Source organism: Caballeronia sp. LZ033, assembly GCF_031451265.1.
GTDB lineage: Bacteria > Pseudomonadota > Gammaproteobacteria > Burkholderiales > Burkholderiaceae > Caballeronia.
In genome coordinates this window covers 331,589-348,985 of the sequence record NZ_JARUXQ010000001.1, presented here as the reverse complement: position 1 = coordinate 348,985, position 17,397 = coordinate 331,589, and the positions used below count along the sequence as shown (strand labels likewise).

13 protein-coding genes are annotated in these 17,397 nt (G+C 63.7%); 3 read left to right on the top strand and 10 right to left on the bottom strand.

The window, feature by feature from the left end:
* Position 1: 1 nt before the first annotated feature.
* Both QCE62_RS01720 and QCE62_RS01715 read right to left on the bottom strand, forming a co-directional pair.
* Positions 2-448 carry a CHRD domain-containing protein gene (locus QCE62_RS01720; RefSeq protein ID WP_309913590.1) on the bottom strand — a complete coding sequence of 149 codons (447 nt, stop codon included), beginning with the start codon at positions 446-448 and terminating at the stop codon, positions 2-4.
* 203 nt (positions 449-651) lie between these two features.
* Positions 652-1,824: a porin gene (locus QCE62_RS01715; protein WP_309913587.1), complete on the bottom strand. Its 1,173-nt coding sequence runs from the start codon at positions 1,822-1,824 to the stop codon at positions 652-654.
* 484 nt (positions 1,825-2,308) lie between these two features.
* On the opposite strand from QCE62_RS01715, the gene QCE62_RS01710 reads away from it, so the two are divergent.
* Positions 2,309-3,253: a LysR family transcriptional regulator gene (locus QCE62_RS01710; RefSeq protein WP_309913584.1), complete on the top strand. Its 945-nt coding sequence runs from the start codon at positions 2,309-2,311 to the stop codon at positions 3,251-3,253.
* A 29-nt stretch (positions 3,254-3,282) separates the two neighbouring features.
* Here the strand turns inward: QCE62_RS01710 and QCE62_RS01705 are convergent, their stop codons facing one another.
* The 6 genes from QCE62_RS01705 to QCE62_RS01680 all read right to left on the bottom strand — a co-directional run bounded on the left by QCE62_RS01705 (position 3,283) and on the right by QCE62_RS01680 (position 11,062).
* Positions 3,283-6,171 (bottom strand): ATP-binding protein, encoded by a 2,889-nt coding sequence (locus tag QCE62_RS01705; protein ID WP_309913581.1) that lies wholly within the window; start codon positions 6,169-6,171, stop codon positions 3,283-3,285.
* Between the two features lie 237 nt (positions 6,172-6,408).
* Positions 6,409-7,059 carry a response regulator transcription factor gene (locus QCE62_RS01700; protein ID WP_309913578.1) on the bottom strand — a complete coding sequence of 217 codons (651 nt, stop codon included), beginning with the start codon at positions 7,057-7,059 and terminating at the stop codon, positions 6,409-6,411.
* An 87-nt stretch (positions 7,060-7,146) separates the two neighbouring features.
* Positions 7,147-7,923, bottom strand: a complete 777-nt coding sequence (locus tag QCE62_RS01695; protein WP_309913575.1) for a response regulator transcription factor — start codon at positions 7,921-7,923, stop codon at positions 7,147-7,149.
* Positions 7,924-7,990: 67 nt separating this feature from the next.
* The gene (locus QCE62_RS01690; protein ID WP_309899011.1) at positions 7,991-8,638 is read right to left on the bottom strand and encodes a response regulator transcription factor; all 648 of its coding nucleotides are present in this window, start codon (positions 8,636-8,638) and stop codon (positions 7,991-7,993) included.
* 571 nt (positions 8,639-9,209) lie between these two features.
* Positions 9,210-9,737 carry a single-stranded DNA-binding protein gene (locus QCE62_RS01685; RefSeq protein WP_309913572.1) on the bottom strand — a complete coding sequence of 176 codons (528 nt, stop codon included), beginning with the start codon at positions 9,735-9,737 and terminating at the stop codon, positions 9,210-9,212.
* A gap of 122 nt (positions 9,738-9,859) precedes the next feature.
* Positions 9,860-11,062, bottom strand: a complete 1,203-nt coding sequence (locus QCE62_RS01680) for an MFS transporter (RefSeq protein ID WP_309913569.1) — start codon at positions 11,060-11,062, stop codon at positions 9,860-9,862.
* Between the two features lie 406 nt (positions 11,063-11,468).
* Between QCE62_RS01680 and uvrA the strand changes: the two genes are divergently transcribed.
* Positions 11,469-14,342 (top strand): excinuclease ABC subunit UvrA, encoded by a 2,874-nt coding sequence (uvrA, locus tag QCE62_RS01675; protein ID WP_309913566.1) that lies wholly within the window; start codon positions 11,469-11,471, stop codon positions 14,340-14,342.
* 120 nt (positions 14,343-14,462) lie between these two features.
* Positions 14,463-15,554, top strand: a complete 1,092-nt coding sequence (locus tag QCE62_RS01670) for a hypothetical protein (protein ID WP_309807142.1) — start codon at positions 14,463-14,465, stop codon at positions 15,552-15,554.
* 76 nt (positions 15,555-15,630) lie between these two features.
* Here QCE62_RS01670 and purU read toward each other — a convergent pair whose 3' ends face one another.
* Positions 15,631-16,500, bottom strand: coding sequence for a formyltetrahydrofolate deformylase (gene purU / locus QCE62_RS01665; protein WP_309913564.1), 870 nt, complete (start codon positions 16,498-16,500; stop codon positions 15,631-15,633).
* A gap of 31 nt (positions 16,501-16,531) precedes the next feature.
* Positions 16,532-17,389 (bottom strand): DUF4743 domain-containing protein, encoded by an 858-nt coding sequence (locus QCE62_RS01660; protein ID WP_309913560.1) that lies wholly within the window; start codon positions 17,387-17,389, stop codon positions 16,532-16,534.
* Between the last annotated feature and the right edge of the window lie 8 nt (positions 17,390-17,397).

Below are 17,397 nucleotides of genomic sequence, written 5' to 3'. Positions count from 1 at the left end.
CTCAGTTCGACGGCATGACCTGACCGCGTATCTCACCGGTCGGGTTCTCTTGCGTGTGAATGTTGAAGTACCACTGTCCGGACATCAGGTCCGCGACCTGTTGTTCGTTGAGCGTCGCCTGGCCCTTCATGGGACTGGCAAGCGATTTCTTGTCGACCGGCACCTGCACCTTGGCGTTCTGCCCGACCGGCGCCGGGCCATGAAAATGCGCCATCGTCGCCGGACCTGACAGCTCTGCGTAGGTCGCGGTCCAGGCAAGGACGTGAGTGTCGGTGTCGAAGGTCGCGTCGAGCGTGCCATGGCCCTTGCTCACGCGCGGCGGAACTTCGCTCGAGGGTTGCAGGTTGGCTTTCAGCGCGACGGCATCGGCATGAGCCGCGCCCGATGCAAGCAACAGCAAAACCCATGCAGCGGTCCAGCGGACAGCGGATCGGCATGTCGAAATCATGTTTGCGCTCCTGGTGGCGGCCCGTGAGGCGCATCGATGATCTTCGCTCCTGCGCCCGGTGCATGCCATGGTAGTGCAATTCGGCTTGACGGCGCAGGTGGCCACGCGGCGCGATGCCAGGCAAGACAAAAACAAAAGGCACCGCGAGGTGCCTTTTGACAATGCGCCGCGCTCGCGGCGCGCCGCGTTACTTCGCGCGGATATCAGAAGCGATGACGGATGCCCGTGTTCACGAGCACCTGACGGCTGCTCGACGACGCGCCGAACGAGTTGTTGTAGTTGGCGATTGCCGCGGTCGGGTAGAAGCCTTCCGCACCGCCCGAGCCGATCTGCGCCACGCCTTCGACGTGGAAGTCCGTGCGCTTCGACAGCGCGTAGTCAAGCTGCACGCCGAACTGATGGTACTTGACCGTGTCCGTGCTCTTGCCGTAGCCGCTGGCCTTGGCCGTCGAGAACGTATAGGCCGCGCCGAGCGCGAGCGCCGGGGTCAGCAGATAGCGGCCGTTCACTTCGTAGTTGTTGATGACGAGCGAACCGCTTTCCAGCGCCGTGTTGTCGAGACGGCTTTGCGTCCACACGCCGCCGAACGTCATGGCTTCGATCGAGTACGCAGCGCCCGCGCCGAACGTGCGCTGACGCTGACCCGTGGCCGGACCGAAGCCGAACGTGTTGGTGAACTGCTCGCCGGTCACGGCGCCATTGGTCGTGGAGTTCACGCCGTTGGCCTGCATGTAGGCCGCGCCGAGCTTCAGCGGACCATTCGTGTAGCCGGCGCCGAAGCTGTAGGCCCGGTTGTCAGCAAAGCCGTTCGCGTTGTTCGAGAAGCCATAGAGGCCGCTGAACGTCAGGCCGGCGTAGTTCAGGCTCTGGTACTTGATGGAGTTGGCGATGCTGAAGTCGCTGTTCAGGTTGTCGTTGCCGCCGACGTGACCGAAATACGTACCGCCCCACGTGCCTGCCGCGCTCAGCGGGCCGAGATAGTCGACGACGGAGTCGAACTGCTTGCCGAGCGTGATGGTGCCGAAGCCCGACTGCATCCCGACCCATGCCTGGCGGCCGAAGATCGCGCCGCTGTCGTTCGACTGGCCGTTGTTGACGCTGAAGCCGCTTTCCACCGTGAAGATGGCCTTCATGCCGCCGCCCAGATCTTCAGAGCCGCGCAAACCCCAACGGCTTTCCTGCAGGTTGCCGCTGGTGAGACCGCGGAAGCTGCCCTTCTGCGGCTGGCCGGCAGGCGCGCCGGTGGCGACGTTGTTCACGAAGGTCATGCCCACGTCGAGCACACCGTACAGCGTAACGCTGCTTTGCGCGCTCGCCGCCGTCGCAAAAGATGCAGCGATGGCCGCCACGGCCGCTCCGATGAGATTCTTTTTCATGCGTATTCCTTTGTGTGAGTCCTGCGGACCCGATGGGTTGCTTCGGTTGAACGCTTGTCGAGCGGATCAACACATTGCTCGTTTAGCCTCTGTCCGAAATTCGGCACGGCAAAGTTTATGGCCCGGTTTTTTTGAGAAGCCGGCAAAGGAATCGCAAAAGGCTTTTCGAATAATTCGAAAAGCCCATTTTCGATATGGGAAAACCCTTGGGTTGCGCGCACTTATCCAAGGCGTTGTCTGAAGCGCCACGACACTTTGGTGTCTTGAAGTTGCGCGCATGCGACAGTGGTCGGGCTTTCGCTGCGCAGTGGTCATAAGGACACACCGCCATAGCTTCGGATTGATCCGATTGCGTCGCGCTGAATCACGCTCATAACATCGCGCACGCTTATCACGCCGGTAAGCGCGGAACCGAATCAATCAGCGCGCTGGTTTCTCGTTGATTCGACACTCGTTCCGCGTTCGACCGCTTGCTCTTCCTGTCATGAATCTTCTCCACGCCATGCGCGTTTTCTCGAAGGTCGCGGAAACCGAATCGTTCGGACGCGCCGCCGCCGCGCTGGATCTCTCCAATGCCGTGGTCACCCGTTATGTTTCATTACTGGAAACGCATCTGAATACGCGCCTGTTGAACCGGACCACGCGCAGCGTGTCCTTGACCGAGGCTGGCCGTCTCTACGCGGAAGGATGCCGCGCGGTCATCGAACAGGTGGAAGGCGTCGAGGCTTCGGTAACGAACAGTTCCGCCGATCTGTCGGGCACGCTGAAGCTCGTGGCATCGGCCTCGTTCGCCCTGCTCGGTCTCACACCGATGCTCGGACATTTTCACGACCGCTTTCCGGGCGTGAAGCTTCGGCTCACCCTGCTGCATCGTCCGGTGGATCTCGTCGCCGAAGGTTTCGATGTCGGCATCGTGACCGCGCACCAGGTCAATAGCGGCATGCTGATCAACCGGCCGTTGTTCAGGATCGGCGCAACGCTGGTGGCTTCGCCGGCTTATCTGAGCAGGGCCGGCGTTCCGGACCGGCCGGCCGCGTTGAGCCGGCACGCGTTCCTTGCGCCGTCCGCGGACATTCACGGCTCGACCTGGTCGTTTTCCGGCCCTTCGGGCGCAGTGGAAAATGTCGCGCTCGATCCTACCTACACGGTGAACAGCATGACCATGCTGCGACAAGCGGCGCTGTTCGGCATGGGCATCGCCGTGCTGCCGGAGAGCCATGTCAAACAGGACATGCGCGACGGTTCGCTGCTGCGCCTGTTGCCGGACTACGCAATCAGGGAAGCCGACAAGGAAGTGTCGATTGTTTATCCCGGGCGTCGTCACGTTTCGGCCAAGACACGTTCTTTCGTCGATTTCGCGCTGGACTACTTTCGCAGCCATGAAGCATCGGGTGAAAAGCGCGACGAGGTGTTGCCGTCCGGTCCTTGAGCATCAGCGCCTGTTGCGGACCGGAACCGTCAGATCAGCGCTGCGCCCTGCGTATGAATGCGCTCGACGAGTTGCTCGCATCGTTCGATCAATGCAAGGCCTTCCCGTTGACGAATTTCGGCCGACTGCGCAGGCAGGTCGCGACGGAACACTTCGAGCGCATCGAGCAGCGGCCGATACTGCAATACGCTGGCGGCGCCGACAACCCGATGATGCCAGTCGCGCAGTTCATCCACCGTGCCGTGAAACAGCAGCTTGCGCAGCGCGAGCAGATCTTCGCGGAATGAGGAAGCGAATGCATCGAGCAGCGCTCGTACGGTGACTTCGCTGCCCCATACCTGCGCCATGGCGGCAAGATCCAGTTCATCCTTGTCTTCCAGCGGGACGCCGCGGCTCGGTGGCGCGAGCGTCTGTGTCTCGGTGATCACGGTGCCCGACACGCGCCAGCGATTCAGATGCTCACGCAGCGTGGCCAGCCGCGTGGGCTTCACGAGGCAGTCGTCCATGCCGGCTTCACGACAGCGTCGCAACTCGTCGGGCGCGGTGCTCGCCGTGATGCCGAGGATAGGCAGGCGATAAGCCGTCTCGCGCTCTGCCGACCGAACCCGTCGCGCCAGTTCGTAGCCCGTCATGTTCGGCATGTGGCAATCCGTGATGAGGAAGCCATAGCGCGTGTCCGCGAGCGCCGCAAAGGCTTCCACCCCGTCATGCACGACGTCGCAGGCGAAACCCAGCAACGCCAGTTGATGCCGGATCAATTCCTGGTTGACCGGATGATCTTCGGCCACGAGCACGAGCTTGCCGCTGCGCAGCGCATCCGCGCGGTCCGGGGCCGCCATCTTCGACACGCCGCCGAACACGGCGTGAGCGGCATGCGCCTGGGCGCGCACGGCGACTTGCGGCATGCCCGTGAAGGCCGCCACACAAGCCGCGCCGAGCCCGTGCCAGGAGATGGGGTTCACGCTCACGCGAATGTCGTCGTCGAGAATGCGGTAGCCGGTGGGCTTGGGCTTCTCGGTGAGGTGGATCACGCAGGCGCCCAGGGGCATGGCCGTTCTGTGCGCGTCGCTGAGGAAGACGATGTCCGTGTTCCTGCACGCCTCGAACCCGGACGCCACGAGTTCCGCCGGCGCGCGCCGTTGCAACTGCAGGCCGAGCGCCTGGCCATAGTTGAGGAGCGCCTGTGCCAGCCGGTCGTCGTCGATGGCCACGATCCCGCGCTTGCCGCGCAGCCCTCCTACCTGATACTGCCGGGTGTCGACCGGCATGGCGAGGCGCACCGTCATGGCCGTGCCCACGCCGACCGCGCTCTTGAGCGTCATCGTGCCGCCCATGAGTTCGACCAGCCGGTTACAGATGGTGAGCCCGAGCCCGGTTCCGCCGAAACGCCGCGTGGTGGAAGTCTCGGCCTGCACGAACGGCTCGAACAGGCTTTCCTGCGCTTCGGCTGCAATGCCGATGCCGGTGTCCTTCACGCACAACTCGATCACCTGCTCCGTCTCGCGCTGCTCGACCGTGTACACATGCAGCGAGACATCGCCCTTGATCGTGAACTTGATGGCGTTGCTCATCAGGTTGAAGAGAATCTGCCGCAGACGCACGCTGTCGCCGCGGACGATGGCCGCCACCTCCGGCGCGACGTCCACGCGCACCCGCAAGCCTTTCTCATGCGCACGGGTGGCAAGCAGGCCGACCGCGCTGTCCACGAGCTCGCGCAGGTCGATGGGCGTGGATTCGATCGACAGGCGTCCCGCTTCGATCTTCGAGTAGTCGAGCAGGTCGTCGAGAATGTGCAGGAGCGCGCTCGCCGAGTCCTGGATCATGCCGAGCATCTGCGACTGGTCCGAATTCATCGGCGTGTTTTCCAGCACCTCTACGAGCCCCAGCACGCCGTTCATCGGCGTGCGGATTTCGTGGCTCATCATGGCCAGGAAGTCGTCCTTCGCACGCGAGGCCGCTTCGGCAATATCACGCGCCCGCGCGAGCTCCTCGGCCCGCGCATGCTCCACGCTGGCATCGGCCCAATAGCCGCTCCACACCACCGCGCCGTCTTCCTCGCGGTGCGCGACGAGGTCGGCGCGAATCCAGCGCGTGACGCCCTGCACGGTGGACCGGAACTCGGTATGCAGCGGTTCGAGCGTACGCGCCGACATCTCGATTTCCTCGAGCAGGCGCGCACTGTCTTCCGCATGCACGTGGGTCAGTGCGTGAATGGGCTCGTCGGCCAGCACCGCGACGTCCAGACCGAGCAGTTGCCGCGTGTCGCCGTCGATATACGGAAGACTGTATTTGCCCCGGCTCGCGCGCCGCAGCTGGAACACGACGGCCGGCAGCGAACGCGTGACGTCATGCAGGCGCCGCTCGGTCTGCCGCGCGCGCGTTTCGGCGTTGCGGATGTCCGTGATGTCGATCATGGTGCCGATCACGCCGGCCCATTCGCCGTTCGACGCCGCGAAGGCGCCCGCCCAGAACAGGCCGCAGCGCGGATTCTTCAGGTTGTCGCAAAACTGGGCCTCAAGTTCCTGACGCTGGCCCGTGGCGAGCGTGGTGCTGGTGAGTTCATGCAGCACCTTGCTTTGTTCATGTCCCCACGCCGCGACTTCCAGGCTGGTGTGACCGAGAATGTCTCCGCGCCGCACGCCCAGGGCCTGCTCGAAAGCGCGGTTCACCGCGATGTAGCGGTTCTCCATGTCCTTCACGACGAGCGGGTACGGCACGACTTCCATCATGGTTTGCTGGAAGCTGAGCTGGGTGCCGAGCCGCTGCTCGGTTTCGATTCGCTTCGCCATTTCCCGTTGCAGGAGGATGAGCGCACGCAATGTCACGAAAAACACCGCCACGACGCCGATGAGCATGGGCAACAGACGCAGGTCGGTGATGCTCAGGCCGGCGTCCGCGGCATGGCTGGCCAGCGGCATCAATGAACACAGGAGCACCAAACAACGGGCAAACGACACTGACGGCACTCTCAATTCAATCCTCTCTCAAACAGGCCGGCTGGTTCACGCCACGGCCAGGCACTTTTCCCGCCGATGCTCGATGTTGGCGCGGCGTCGGAACAATGCCCTTCTAGTCTGACGGCTATTCGCCATGCACCGAATCAGAACCCTCCCAAATGATGTGCGGCATGCGCCGCGCATGCATTGTTCAAGGATTCAGACCAGTCCCACCTGACGGAGAAACGCGGTGAGGTCCGCTTCGGATTCCAGCCCGAGCTTGCGCATGCCGCTGCGTTTCTGAGTCGCGATGGTTTTGCGGCTGCGTCCGGAATGTGCGGCGATTTCGTGTACCAGCAGCCCGCGCGCAACCAGCTGGAAGACCTCCCATTCGCGGCAACTCAGCACGCCCGCGCGGGCGGGCGCGGCGACCGGCACGCCGCGCAGCGCGGCTTCGATGCCCGGCGACAGAAAGCGCTTTCCCGTCGCGGCCGTGGCGATGGCCAGACTCAGGCACGGCAGCCCGTCCCGTTTGTCGACCACGCCGTCCACGCCGAGATGGAGGAGTCCTGCCAGCATGCGTGGTTGCGAAATCATGGTCATCACGATGACCTTCGGCCGTGCTTTCTGCCAGAAGAGATGTTTCAGGAAGCCGATGGCATTGCTCTCCCCCGCGATCCCGCGCATGCCGAGGTCCGAGAGCACGTAGTCGCATGGCGTTGCGTCCAGCCGCTCCGCCAGCTCCTGCGTGTCATGTGCGGTCGCGACGACTTCGAATCGCCCATCCCGTTCGAGAAATGCCTGAACGCCCTTCACGACGACCGGATGGTCGTCCGCAACGATCGCTCGGATCGGCGTGGTGATTCCCATAGTTTCCAGCGATATTTTGAGGACCTCCGGCGCACGCCTTGAGGACGAATGCCTGTCCCGGCGCGCGTCACTGAGGCGCGCCGGACTTCAGATCAGGCCGCTGTCCGCGATGAAGCGGAACAGCGCGGCGTCGGAAGACAGATCCAGTTTGCGCATGGCCGCGCATTTCTGCGCACTGATCGTCTTCACGCTGCGCTCCAGATCTCTCGCGATCTCGGTGATGTTCGCGCCGCGCGCATAGCGCTCGATCACGTCGAGCTCGCGGTTCGTCAGGCGCTGCCGGATGAAGCGCGCCTGCTTCCCGGTATCGGCGAGCGTCAGCATGCGACGGATCGTGGGCCCGAGATAGGTCTCGTTGGCCAGCACCGACACGATGGCCAGGTAGATGAGGTCGAGCCGGTCTTCCTTGCTGAGGAAGGCGTGCGCGCCGGCCTCCAGCGCCTGCTTGACGAGCGCCGCGTCCCCGTTGCGCGACAGGACGACGAGATGCACCGCCGGATAGCGCTGCGCCAGATGCCGGATCATTTCGACGCCCTCGCCAAAGCGTCCCCCTGGCATGTAGAAGTCGACGATCGCCACGTCGCAGCGGGTGCGTGCGAGCGACTCGTCGAGCTGGGTGGAATTCGCGTTGCGGCTCATCACCTCCACGTTGGGGAATTGCCCGGCAAGCCGCTCGACCGCGAGAATGACGAGCGGATGGTCGTCTGCAATCGCGAGACGGATGCGGCCGCCATGCGCGAACACCTGCGCTTCTTCCGCGAAATGCTTCGCGACCGACGTCCTTGCATCGCGCAGGTCCGCCTCCGCTGCACGCGCCGGGATTCCTGCATCAGATGCCGGAGCATTGTGATAGGAGTAGTGCATCTGAACCTCCAGGGGGAGAGCCGAACAGAAAGGCCGAACGGGAAGGCCGAACGGAAAAGCCGCGCGGTCAGTTCAAACCGCGTGCGCGCACGAAGGCGAACAGGCCGGGATCATTGCGCACGCCGAGCTTGTTCATGGCGTCGCGCTTCTGCCGGCTGATCGTGCGGACGTCGCGGTCGAGTTCCCGGGCGATCTCGGTGATCGAATGACCTTGCGCGAACAGGCGCACGACTTCGATTTCCCGCGGCGAAAGCGGCAAGGTTTCGGAAGGGAAGTCCGTCTCGGCTCCCGCTTCCGCAAGCGACGCCGCAAACGAGGCGCTCACATAGCGCCGTTCGACGCTTGCATGACGCACGGCGCTCGCCACGTATTCGATAGGCTCGGCCTTGTTCACGAGGCCCATCGCGCCGGCGTTCAGGATGGAACGCAGAATGGCGACGTTCGTGACGCTCGTCAGCACGACGACATTGACTTGCGGAAAGTCGTCCCGCACGGTGCGGATGAGACGAAGCCCGTCCTTGGCATCCGCGCCGTGTTCCGGCATGGCGAAGTCGGTGACGAGCACGTCGCACGCGACACGCTTGAGTTCAGCCAATAAGGTGCTCGCGTTATTCGCCTGACCGACGACTTCGATTGCCTCGTCTGAATCAAGCAACGCTTTCATCCCGACAAGGACGAAGGGATGATCGTCGGCCAGCATTACGCGAAGTTTCAAAGGGCCCTCATACTGTTTATCTGATTAACGGCTCATGTCTGAACGAGCTTTTGAATTGCATCAAAGTCAATGCCTTACCTGATTTTCGGAATCAATCCGAAGTCATTGCCTGTTAAAAAAACTATTAGCCACGGCTCTTCATGCAAACAGCGCTGAATAGCCGCATTGAGAGCATGCATGTCTATTTCTTCGGTTCTTTCAGCGTGTCAGCTTTCAAGATAGAGTGCGGATATCCCAACGACCATCAGATTATTCCGATTGACCGCATTTACTTTCCGCTATTGGCGCAATGTGTGTCGCGTGATCGTCGACGAGTTACAGATTAATACGGCCCGATAAAAAAAGGGAGAAGTCCGGCCTAAATTCAGAAGACGGCGCAAAAATACAAAAAGCCGCGCCCTGGCGACTTGCCATTTCTCAAGCGAATGACTTGCCATTTCTCAAGCGAATTCGTCAGGTAACGGCCATACCGCGTGTATCCGCGGCGCATTGCGGCTTGCGCGAAGCGGCGTTTAAAAAAAGAAAACCCCGCACCAGGCGGGGTTTGTTTTTGCAGATGGGCGACGCGATGTCAGAAGGGGATGTCGTCGTCCATGTCGTCGAAGCCGCCGCCGGCCGGCGCACCCGAACGGCCCGCGCCGCCGCCACCGGCGCCGCCCGCGCGGCCGCCCGCAGGCGCACGTCCGCCGCCACCACCACCACCGCCGGAGCGCTCTGCCGGCGCGCTGCGGCTGTAGCCGCCGTCATCGCCGCCACCCGCGCCGCCGCGTCCGCCGAGCATCTGCATCTGGTCGGCGACGATCTCGGTCGAATAGCGCTCCTGGCCCGCCTGATCGGTCCACTTGCGCGTGCGGATGCGCCCTTCGATATACACCGATGAGCCCTTCTTCAGATACTCGTTGACGATTTCCGCCAGCCGGCCGAAGAACGCGACGCGGTGCCATTCCGTCAATTCCTTGAACTCGCCGGATGTCTTGTCCTTGTAGCGATCCGTCGTGGCGAGACGGATGTTGGCCACGGCGTCGCCGCTCGGGAGGTAGCGGGTTTCGGGGTCGGCGCCCAGATTGCCTACGAGAATAACCTTGTTGACTGATGCCATGATTTCTCCGGTAGATACCTTGCTTGCTGTCGGCCGCGCACTGCACCGGGCAATTCCGCTTCAGGCGGATCCGGTTGCCGCGCGCCGGCCAGATTCGATGATTCTTCGATACGTTACTGCGCTCAGGCCGCCTGCTGGTTCCGGCGCGGCGGCGGCTTCATCCAGGCCGCCACCAGCAGCCAGGCGCACACCAGCGCGGAACACGCGAAGAACACCGCGCTCGGCCCGTCCAGCTTCAGCAGCCAGCCGCCGATGACGCCGCCCAGCGCGAGCCCGATGGACTGCGTGGTGTTGTACACGCCCGCCGCCGCGCCTTTCCTCGTGCCCGGCGCGAGCTTCGACACCAGCGACGGCTGCGAGGCCTCCAGCACGTTGAAGCCGAGGAAGTACACGAACAGAATGGCGGCCACTGACCACAGCGTATGCGGAGCCACGCCCAATAACAATTGGCCGATCAGGATAAGACTGATCGCGCTCAGCATGACGGCTTTCATTTTTCCACGTTTCTCGGCGACGATGATCGCGGGCACCATCATGACGAAGGCGAGCCCCATGACCGGCAGGTAGATTTTCCAGTGCGACGCGACCGGCAGCCCGCCTGCTTCGAGAATGCGCGGCACCACCAGGAACAGCGCGGTCTGCGTGGCGTGCAGCACCAGCACGCCGAAGTTGAGGCGCAGCAGTTCGACGTTGTGCAGCACTTCCGCGAACGGCGCCTTGACGTGGACGGGGTGCGCGGGCGGATCGGGCACGATCCACAGCACCACGCCGACCGCGACGATCGACAGCGCGCCGATCACCGTGAACAGCCCGCTCATGCCGACCCAATGGAACACGATCGGCGCGCCGACGATCGCCACCGCGAACGACACGCCGATGCTGCCGCCGACCATCGCCATGGCCTTGGTGCGGTTCTCTTCATGCGTGAGGTCCGCAATGAAGGCGATCACCGCCGACGACACCGCGCCCATCCCCTGGATCACCCGTCCCGCGATGATCCAGGCCATCGAATGCCCCACCGCCGCGACGAAGCTGCCGAGCGCGAACACCAGCAGCCCGAAGGCGATGACCGGCTTGCGGCCGAGCTTGTCGGAGACCCAGCCGTAGAAGATGTAGAGCATCGACTGGGTGACGCCGTAGGCGCCGAGCGCAATGCCGACGAGCAGCACGTTGTCGCCGCCGGGGATGGTTTTCGCGTAGATCGAAAACACCGGCATGATCATGAAGAGTCCGAGCATGCGCAGCGCGAAGATGACGGCGAGCGACACGGTCGCGCGCAGCTCCGGCGCGGAGAGACGTGTGGACGTGGCAGACGGATTGGACATCAGGAACGGAAAGGTGAGGAGTCGGGTCTGGCCTGGCCCGGGGCGCGGCCACGCATGGCCGCCTTGTTCTTGCTTGAAACGGCACTATATGGAATGCATTGCTTGCTTTGCTTGCCGTCGCGGGCGCTGAACAGCGCTGCAGTCCGGCAGATCCCCGCGCCGGCCTGCTTGATCTGCCTGGCCTGCTGGCGGGCTTCCGGCGGGGGCTTTTCCCCGAGTTTCCCACTCCGGGAGCCCGGGCCGCGCCCGTCAAAAGTCGTTATAGTAGCAGGTTTGGCCCCCCTCTCTTTCCGCTCGGCGCCGCCTGCGCAGCTTGTCCTCCAGGGCTTGCCCGCATGCCTGCCCCGGGCCGCCGGAGAACGCTGAACCCGCTGCTGGACCACTCGAAGAACCCCGGAACATACTCGTGGAAGAAATTCGCATTCGTGGGGCCCGCACCCACAATTTGAAGAATGTCAGTCTCGACTTGCCGCGCCACAAGCTGATCGTGATCACCGGGCTGTCCGGGTCCGGCAAGTCGTCGCTGGCGTTCGACACGCTCTACGCGGAAGGCCAGCGGCGCTACGTGGAGAGCCTGTCGGCCTACGCCCGGCAATTCCTGCAACTGATGGAAAAGCCGGACGTCGATCTGATCGAAGGTCTGTCACCCGCCATTTCCATCGAACAGAAGGCAACGTCGCACAATCCCCGCTCCACGGTCGGCACGGTCACGGAAATCCACGATTACCTGCGTCTGCTGTACGCGCGGGTCGGCACGCCGTATTGCCCGGATCACCTGATCCCGCTCGAAGCGCAAAGCGTCTCGCAAATGGTCGACGCCGCGCTCGCGCTGCCCGAGGAAACCAAGCTGATGATCCTCGCGCCCGTCGTGGCGGACCGCAAGGGCGAGCACGTCGAGCTGTTCGAGGAAATGCAGGCGCAGGGCTTCATCCGCTTCCGGATCCGCTCCGGCGGCGGCACCGCGAACGAAGGCGTTGCGAAGATCCATGAAGTCGATTCGCTGCCGAAGCTCAAGAAGACCGACAAGCACACCATCGACGTCGTCATCGACCGCCTGAAGGTGCGGCCGGACATGAAGCAGCGGCTCGCGGAATCGTTCGAGACCGCGCTGCGCCTGGCCGATGGCCGCGCCATCGCGCTCGAAATGGACACCGAGAAGGAGAAACTCTTCAGCTCGAAATTCGCGTGCCCGATCTGCTCGTACTCGCTGCCGGAACTCGAACCGCGTCTCTTCTCCTTCAACAACCCGATGGGCGCGTGCCCCGAATGCGACGGCCTCGGCCAGATCACCTTCTTCGATCCGAAGCGGGTGGTCGCGCATCCGTCGCTGTCGCTGGCGGCGGGGGCCGTGAAGGGCTGGGACCGGCGCAACCAGTTCTACTTCCAGATGCTGCAGAGTCTCGCGGCGTTCTATGAGTTCGACATCGACGCGCCCTTCGAGGATCTGCCCGAGAAAGTGCGCAAGATCCTGCTGTACGGGTCGGGCAAGCAGTCGATTCCGTTCTCGTACATCAACGAACGCGGGCGCGCCTCGGTGCGCGAGCATGCGTTCGAGGGCATCATCCCGAACCTCGAACGGCGTTACCGCGAAACGGATTCGGCCGCCGTGCGCGAGGAGCTCGCCAAGTACCAGAACAACCAGCCCTGCCCGGCCTGCGACGGCACCCGGCTGCGCCGCGAGGCGCGCTTCGTCAAGGTCGGCGCCGACGATCAGGCGCGCGGCATCTACGAAATCAGCGGCTGGCCGCTGCGCGACACGCTCGGCTATTTCCAGACGCTGCGCCTCGAAGGCGCAAAGGGCGAGATCGCGGACAAGGTGGTCAAGGAGATCGTCGCGCGGCTTTCGTTCCTGAACAACGTCGGGCTGGATTACCTGTCGCTGGAGCGCAGCGCGGAAACGCTGTCCGGCGGCGAAGCCCAGCGCATCCGGCTGGCCTCGCAGATCGGCTCGGGACTGACCGGCGTGATGTACGTGCTCGATGAGCCGTCCATCGGGCTGCATCAGCGCGACAACGACCGCCTCATCCATACGCTCAAGCATCTGCGCGACATCGGTAATTCGGTGATCGTCGTCGAGCACGACGAGGACATGATCCGCATGGCGGACTACGTCGTCGACATGGGACCGGGCGCCGGCGTGCACGGCGGCGTGGTGGTCGCGCAGGGCACGCCCGTCCAGGTGCAGAAGGATCCGAACTCGATCACCGGCCAGTATCTCTCCGGCAAACGGACGATCGGCTATCCGGCCGAGCGCGCCGTGCCGGACGAACGGCGGCTGCGCATCGTCGAGGCGCATGGCAACAATCTGAAACGCGTGACGCTGGATCTGCCCGTGGGTCTTTTGACCTGCGTGACCGGCGTGTCGGGCTCGGGCAAGTCCACGCTCATCAACGACACGCTCCAGCATGCGGTGGCGCAGCATCTGTACGGTTCGGCGACGGAGCCGGCGCCGTATGAATCGATCGAAGGTCTCGAGCATTTCGACAAGGTGATCGCCGTCGATCAATCCCCGATCGGCCGCACGCCGCGTTCGAATCCCGCCACCTACACGGGCCTGTTCACGCCGATCCGCGAACTGTTCGCGAGCGTGCCGGCGGCCAAGGAGCGCGGCTACGATCCCGGCCGTTTCTCGTTCAACGTCAAGGGCGGACGCTGCGAAGCCTGCCAGGGCGACGGCGTGCTGAAGGTGGAAATGCACTTCCTGCCCGATGTCTACGTGCCCTGCGACGTCTGCCACGGCAAGCGCTACAACCGCGAGACGCTGGAAGTCCAGTACAAGGGCAAGAACATCCACGAGGTGCTGGACCTGACCGTGGAAGCGGCGCACGAGTTCTTCAAGGCGGTGCCGGTGGTCGCGCGCAAGCTGAAGACGCTGCTCGATGTCGGTCTCGGCTATATCCGGCTGGGCCAGTCGGCGACCACGCTGTCGGGCGGCGAGGCCCAGCGCGTCAAGCTTTCGCTGGAACTGAGCAAGCGCGACACCGGTCGGACGCTGTATATCCTCGACGAACCCACGACGGGATTGCACTTTCATGACATCGCGCTGCTGCTCGAAGTGATCCACCGCTTGCGAGATCAGGGCAACACGGTGGTCATCATCGAGCATAATCTCGACGTGATCAAAACCGCCGACTGGGTCATCGACCTCGGTCCGGAAGGCGGCGCGGGCGGCGGGCAGATCATCGCCCAGGGGACGCCCGAGCAGGTCGCGAAGTCGAAGGCGAGTTTTACCGGCAGGTACCTGGCACCTTTGCTGCAACGGCCCAGATCGGCGGCGTGAGTTTCGCCCCCGGGCCACGGCGCCGGGGGCCGCGCCGCTCGCGCAACAGGCCGTCGAATCAGCCGCGCACGCCGCGGCGCGGACAACCGTCGTAAGCAGCAGGGGATAAGGAACGCAGTCATGGCGAAGCGCAACGAAGCGGCCAACGAGGAAGCGCGGGTCCGGGACCTGCCCACGCGCCACGTCAGGCTGACGAGCGACATGAGTTTGCCGAAGCTGTCGGCGGTCGAAATCGGCAGCTATCTGCTGGCGCTCGCGGCACTGTTTTTTACACTCAAGCTGCAACTGCTCGGCGGGCTGCTCGCGGGCATGCTGGTGTTCCAGCTGGTTCACATGATCGCGCCGGTGATCGAGCGTCATGTCGTGAGCCGCGGCGCGCGCCTGATCGCGGTCGGTCTGATCTCGGCGATCATCGTCGGCGCGCTGACCGGCGCGACCATGGCCACCATCCAGCATTTCGAGCACGATTTCCCGAGCCTGCAAAAACTGCTCGACCAGTTGATGAGCATCACGTCGAGCGCGCGTCTTTCGGTGCCGGACTGGCTCGCGAACTACCTTCCGGTCGATGCCGGGCAGATGAAGGACAAGGCCACCGAGCTGATGCACAAGCACGCCGAAATGCTCCAGCAGGGCGGCAAGGAAATGGCGCGCGGCTTCGGGCATATCGTGATCGGCATGATCGTCGGGGCGATCATCGCGGTCAGCGCGCCGCGCACCACGCACCATCGGCTGCCGCTGTCCACCGCGCTCGTCGCACGCGTGTCGCGCTTCTCCGACGCCTTCCGCCGCATCGTCTTCGCCCAGATCAAGATCTCGGCGATCAACGCCGTCTTCACCGCGTTGTACCTGCTGGTCGCGTTGCCGCTGTTCCATGAACGGCTGCCGCTGTCCAAAACCCTCGTCCTGCTCACCTTCATCGTCGGCCTGCTGCCGGTGATCGGCAATCTGATCTCGAACACGATCATCGTCGGTATTTCGCTGTCGGTGTCGTTCGGCACGGCGGTGGCGTCGCTCGCGTTCCTGATCCTGATCCACAAGCTCGAATACTTCCTGAATGCGCGCATCATCGGCGGCCAGATCGAGGCGCGCGCGTGGGAACTGCTGCTGGCCATGCTCGCGATGGAAGCCGCCTTCGGTATTCCAGGCGTGATCGCCGCGCCGATCTTCTACGGCTACATCAAGCGCGAGCTGATCTATCTGCGGCTCGTGTAATACCCGAGCCCGAAAAAGACAACGCCCGCAAGACTTGACTCTTGCGGGCGTTGTGCTTTCTGAGGCTGAGGACGAATCAGCGGAACACGACCGTCTTGTGTCCGTTGAGCAGGATGCGATGCTCCGCATGCCACTTCACCGCGCGCGCGAGCGTCACGCATTCGACGTCGCGGCCGATCGCCGTCAGTTGCTCCGGCGTCATGTTGTGGTCCACGCGCTCCACTTCCTGCTCGATGATCGGGCCTTCGTCGAGATCCGACGTCACGTAGTGCGCGGTCGCGCCAATCAGCTTCACGCCGCGGTCGAACGCCTGGTAATACGGCTTCGCGCCCTTGAAGCTCGGCAGGAACGAGTGATGGATGTTGATCGCGCGGCCGGCGAGCTGGTCGCACAGTTCGGGCGAAAGAATCTGCATGTAGCGCGCGAGCACGACGAGATCGGTGTTGTGCTGCTCGACAATTTCCAGCACGCGCTTTTCCTGCGCGGCCTTGCCTTCGGGCGTCGATTTCAGCAGCGGCAGATGATGGAACGGAATGTCGTAGCTCGCCGCGAGCTGATAGAAATCCTTGTGATTGGACACGATCGCCGGAATCTCGATCTGCAGCTGGCCGGTGCGATAGCGGAACAGCAGGTCGTTCAGGCAGTGGCCGATCTTCGACACCATGATGACCACGCGCGGCTTCACTGACGCGTCATGCAGCTCCCAGCGCATGCCGAACTCGTCGGCGAGCGTGCTGAAGGAGGTGCGCAGCGCGTCGATGCCCGGATCGCCGCCGACTTCCTGGAAATGCACGCGCATGAAGAATTCGCCGGTGCGGCTGTCGCCGAACTGCGCGGAGTCGAGGATATTGGCGCCGAGATTGAACAGGAAGCCTGACACGGCATGGACGATTCCCGGACGATCCGGGCACGACAGTTTCAGATAAAAGCTATGTTCGGTCGACATGACCTGTCCTCGTTCATTGGATTCTTGATGTTCACTGCGCGCGGTCTGCGGCGGGCGGCGCGAACAGCGCGGCGATGCCCTCGCACGCGTCCTCGTCGATCCACTGGCGGCGCAGCATGCAATCCAGCGTGGCGAGACTGGCATCGACCGTGAACGCGCCCTCTTCTATCCAGCGCGCGACTTCGCCGATGCGCGCGAGCCGGTGTTCGCCGACTTCGCCGTCCTGGTTGCGCGGCGCGAAATCGGGCGGCAGCAAGAGGTCGTAGACGAAGATCTGTTCGGCCTGCGTGCCCTCGGGCAGGGATTGCAGCACGTGCAGCGTGCGGCCGGGCTCGGCCGTCTGGGCGAGTTCCGCGCTCATGCCGGCTTCTTCCCAGCATTCCTTCACGAGCGTCGGCATCAGACCGAGCCCCCAGCCGATGCCGCCCGCGACGACGTTATCGAGCATGCCGGGATCGGTCGCCTTGGTGTCGCTGCGGCGCGCGATCCACAGTTCCGGCGCGCGGTCCGCGTATTTTACGATGCCGTTCAGATGCACCGCGTAGGTCATCGTGCCGAAGAAGCGCGACGCCGCGCGTTCGATGAACGCGAGCGGCGCGGCGTCGAAGTCATTGCGGATCGCGTAGGTTTCGTCGCGCCAGCCGGGAATCTTGCCTTCGGCGTACAGCGCGCCGATCACCGCGCCGAGCGCCGCGCTGCGTGAATTCACATCGGCGAGCGTGGGTTGCAGGCGTACCGAGGCGGCGTCGAACTGGAAGACTTCGGGCCAGCGGCGCAGCGCGGCGACATCGGCATGGCGGATCCAGCCGACTCGTTCAGAGCCGATAAGGAATGGAGTGTGCGCGGCGGCGTCGAAACGGCGCGCCGCGTGGATGGCGGGCAGGGTCATGAGCGAGA

Coding starts and splice junctions, on each gene's coding strand:
- QCE62_RS01695 (WP_309913575.1), bottom strand. CDS start 7,923: ATGCACTACTCCTATCACAATGCTCCGGCATCTGATGCAGGAATCCCG.
- QCE62_RS01660 (WP_309913560.1), bottom strand. CDS start 17,389: ATGACCCTGCCCGCCATCCACGCGGCGCGCCGTTTCGACGCCGCCGCG.
- QCE62_RS01670 (WP_309807142.1), top strand. CDS start 14,463: ATGGCGAAGCGCAACGAAGCGGCCAACGAGGAAGCGCGGGTCCGGGAC.
- QCE62_RS01710 (WP_309913584.1), top strand. CDS start 2,309: ATGAATCTTCTCCACGCCATGCGCGTTTTCTCGAAGGTCGCGGAAACC.
- QCE62_RS01680 (WP_309913569.1), bottom strand. CDS start 11,062: ATGTCCAATCCGTCTGCCACGTCCACACGTCTCTCCGCGCCGGAGCTG.
- QCE62_RS01715 (WP_309913587.1), bottom strand. CDS start 1,824: ATGAAAAAGAATCTCATCGGAGCGGCCGTGGCGGCCATCGCTGCATCT.
- QCE62_RS01720 (WP_309913590.1), bottom strand. CDS start 448: ATGATTTCGACATGCCGATCCGCTGTCCGCTGGACCGCTGCATGGGTT.
- QCE62_RS01705 (WP_309913581.1), bottom strand. CDS start 6,171: ATGCCGCTGGCCAGCCATGCCGCGGACGCCGGCCTGAGCATCACCGAC.
- purU (WP_309913564.1), bottom strand. CDS start 16,500: ATGTCGACCGAACATAGCTTTTATCTGAAACTGTCGTGCCCGGATCGT.
- QCE62_RS01685 (WP_309913572.1), bottom strand. CDS start 9,737: ATGGCATCAGTCAACAAGGTTATTCTCGTAGGCAATCTGGGCGCCGAC.
- QCE62_RS01700 (WP_309913578.1), bottom strand. CDS start 7,059: ATGGGAATCACCACGCCGATCCGAGCGATCGTTGCGGACGACCATCCG.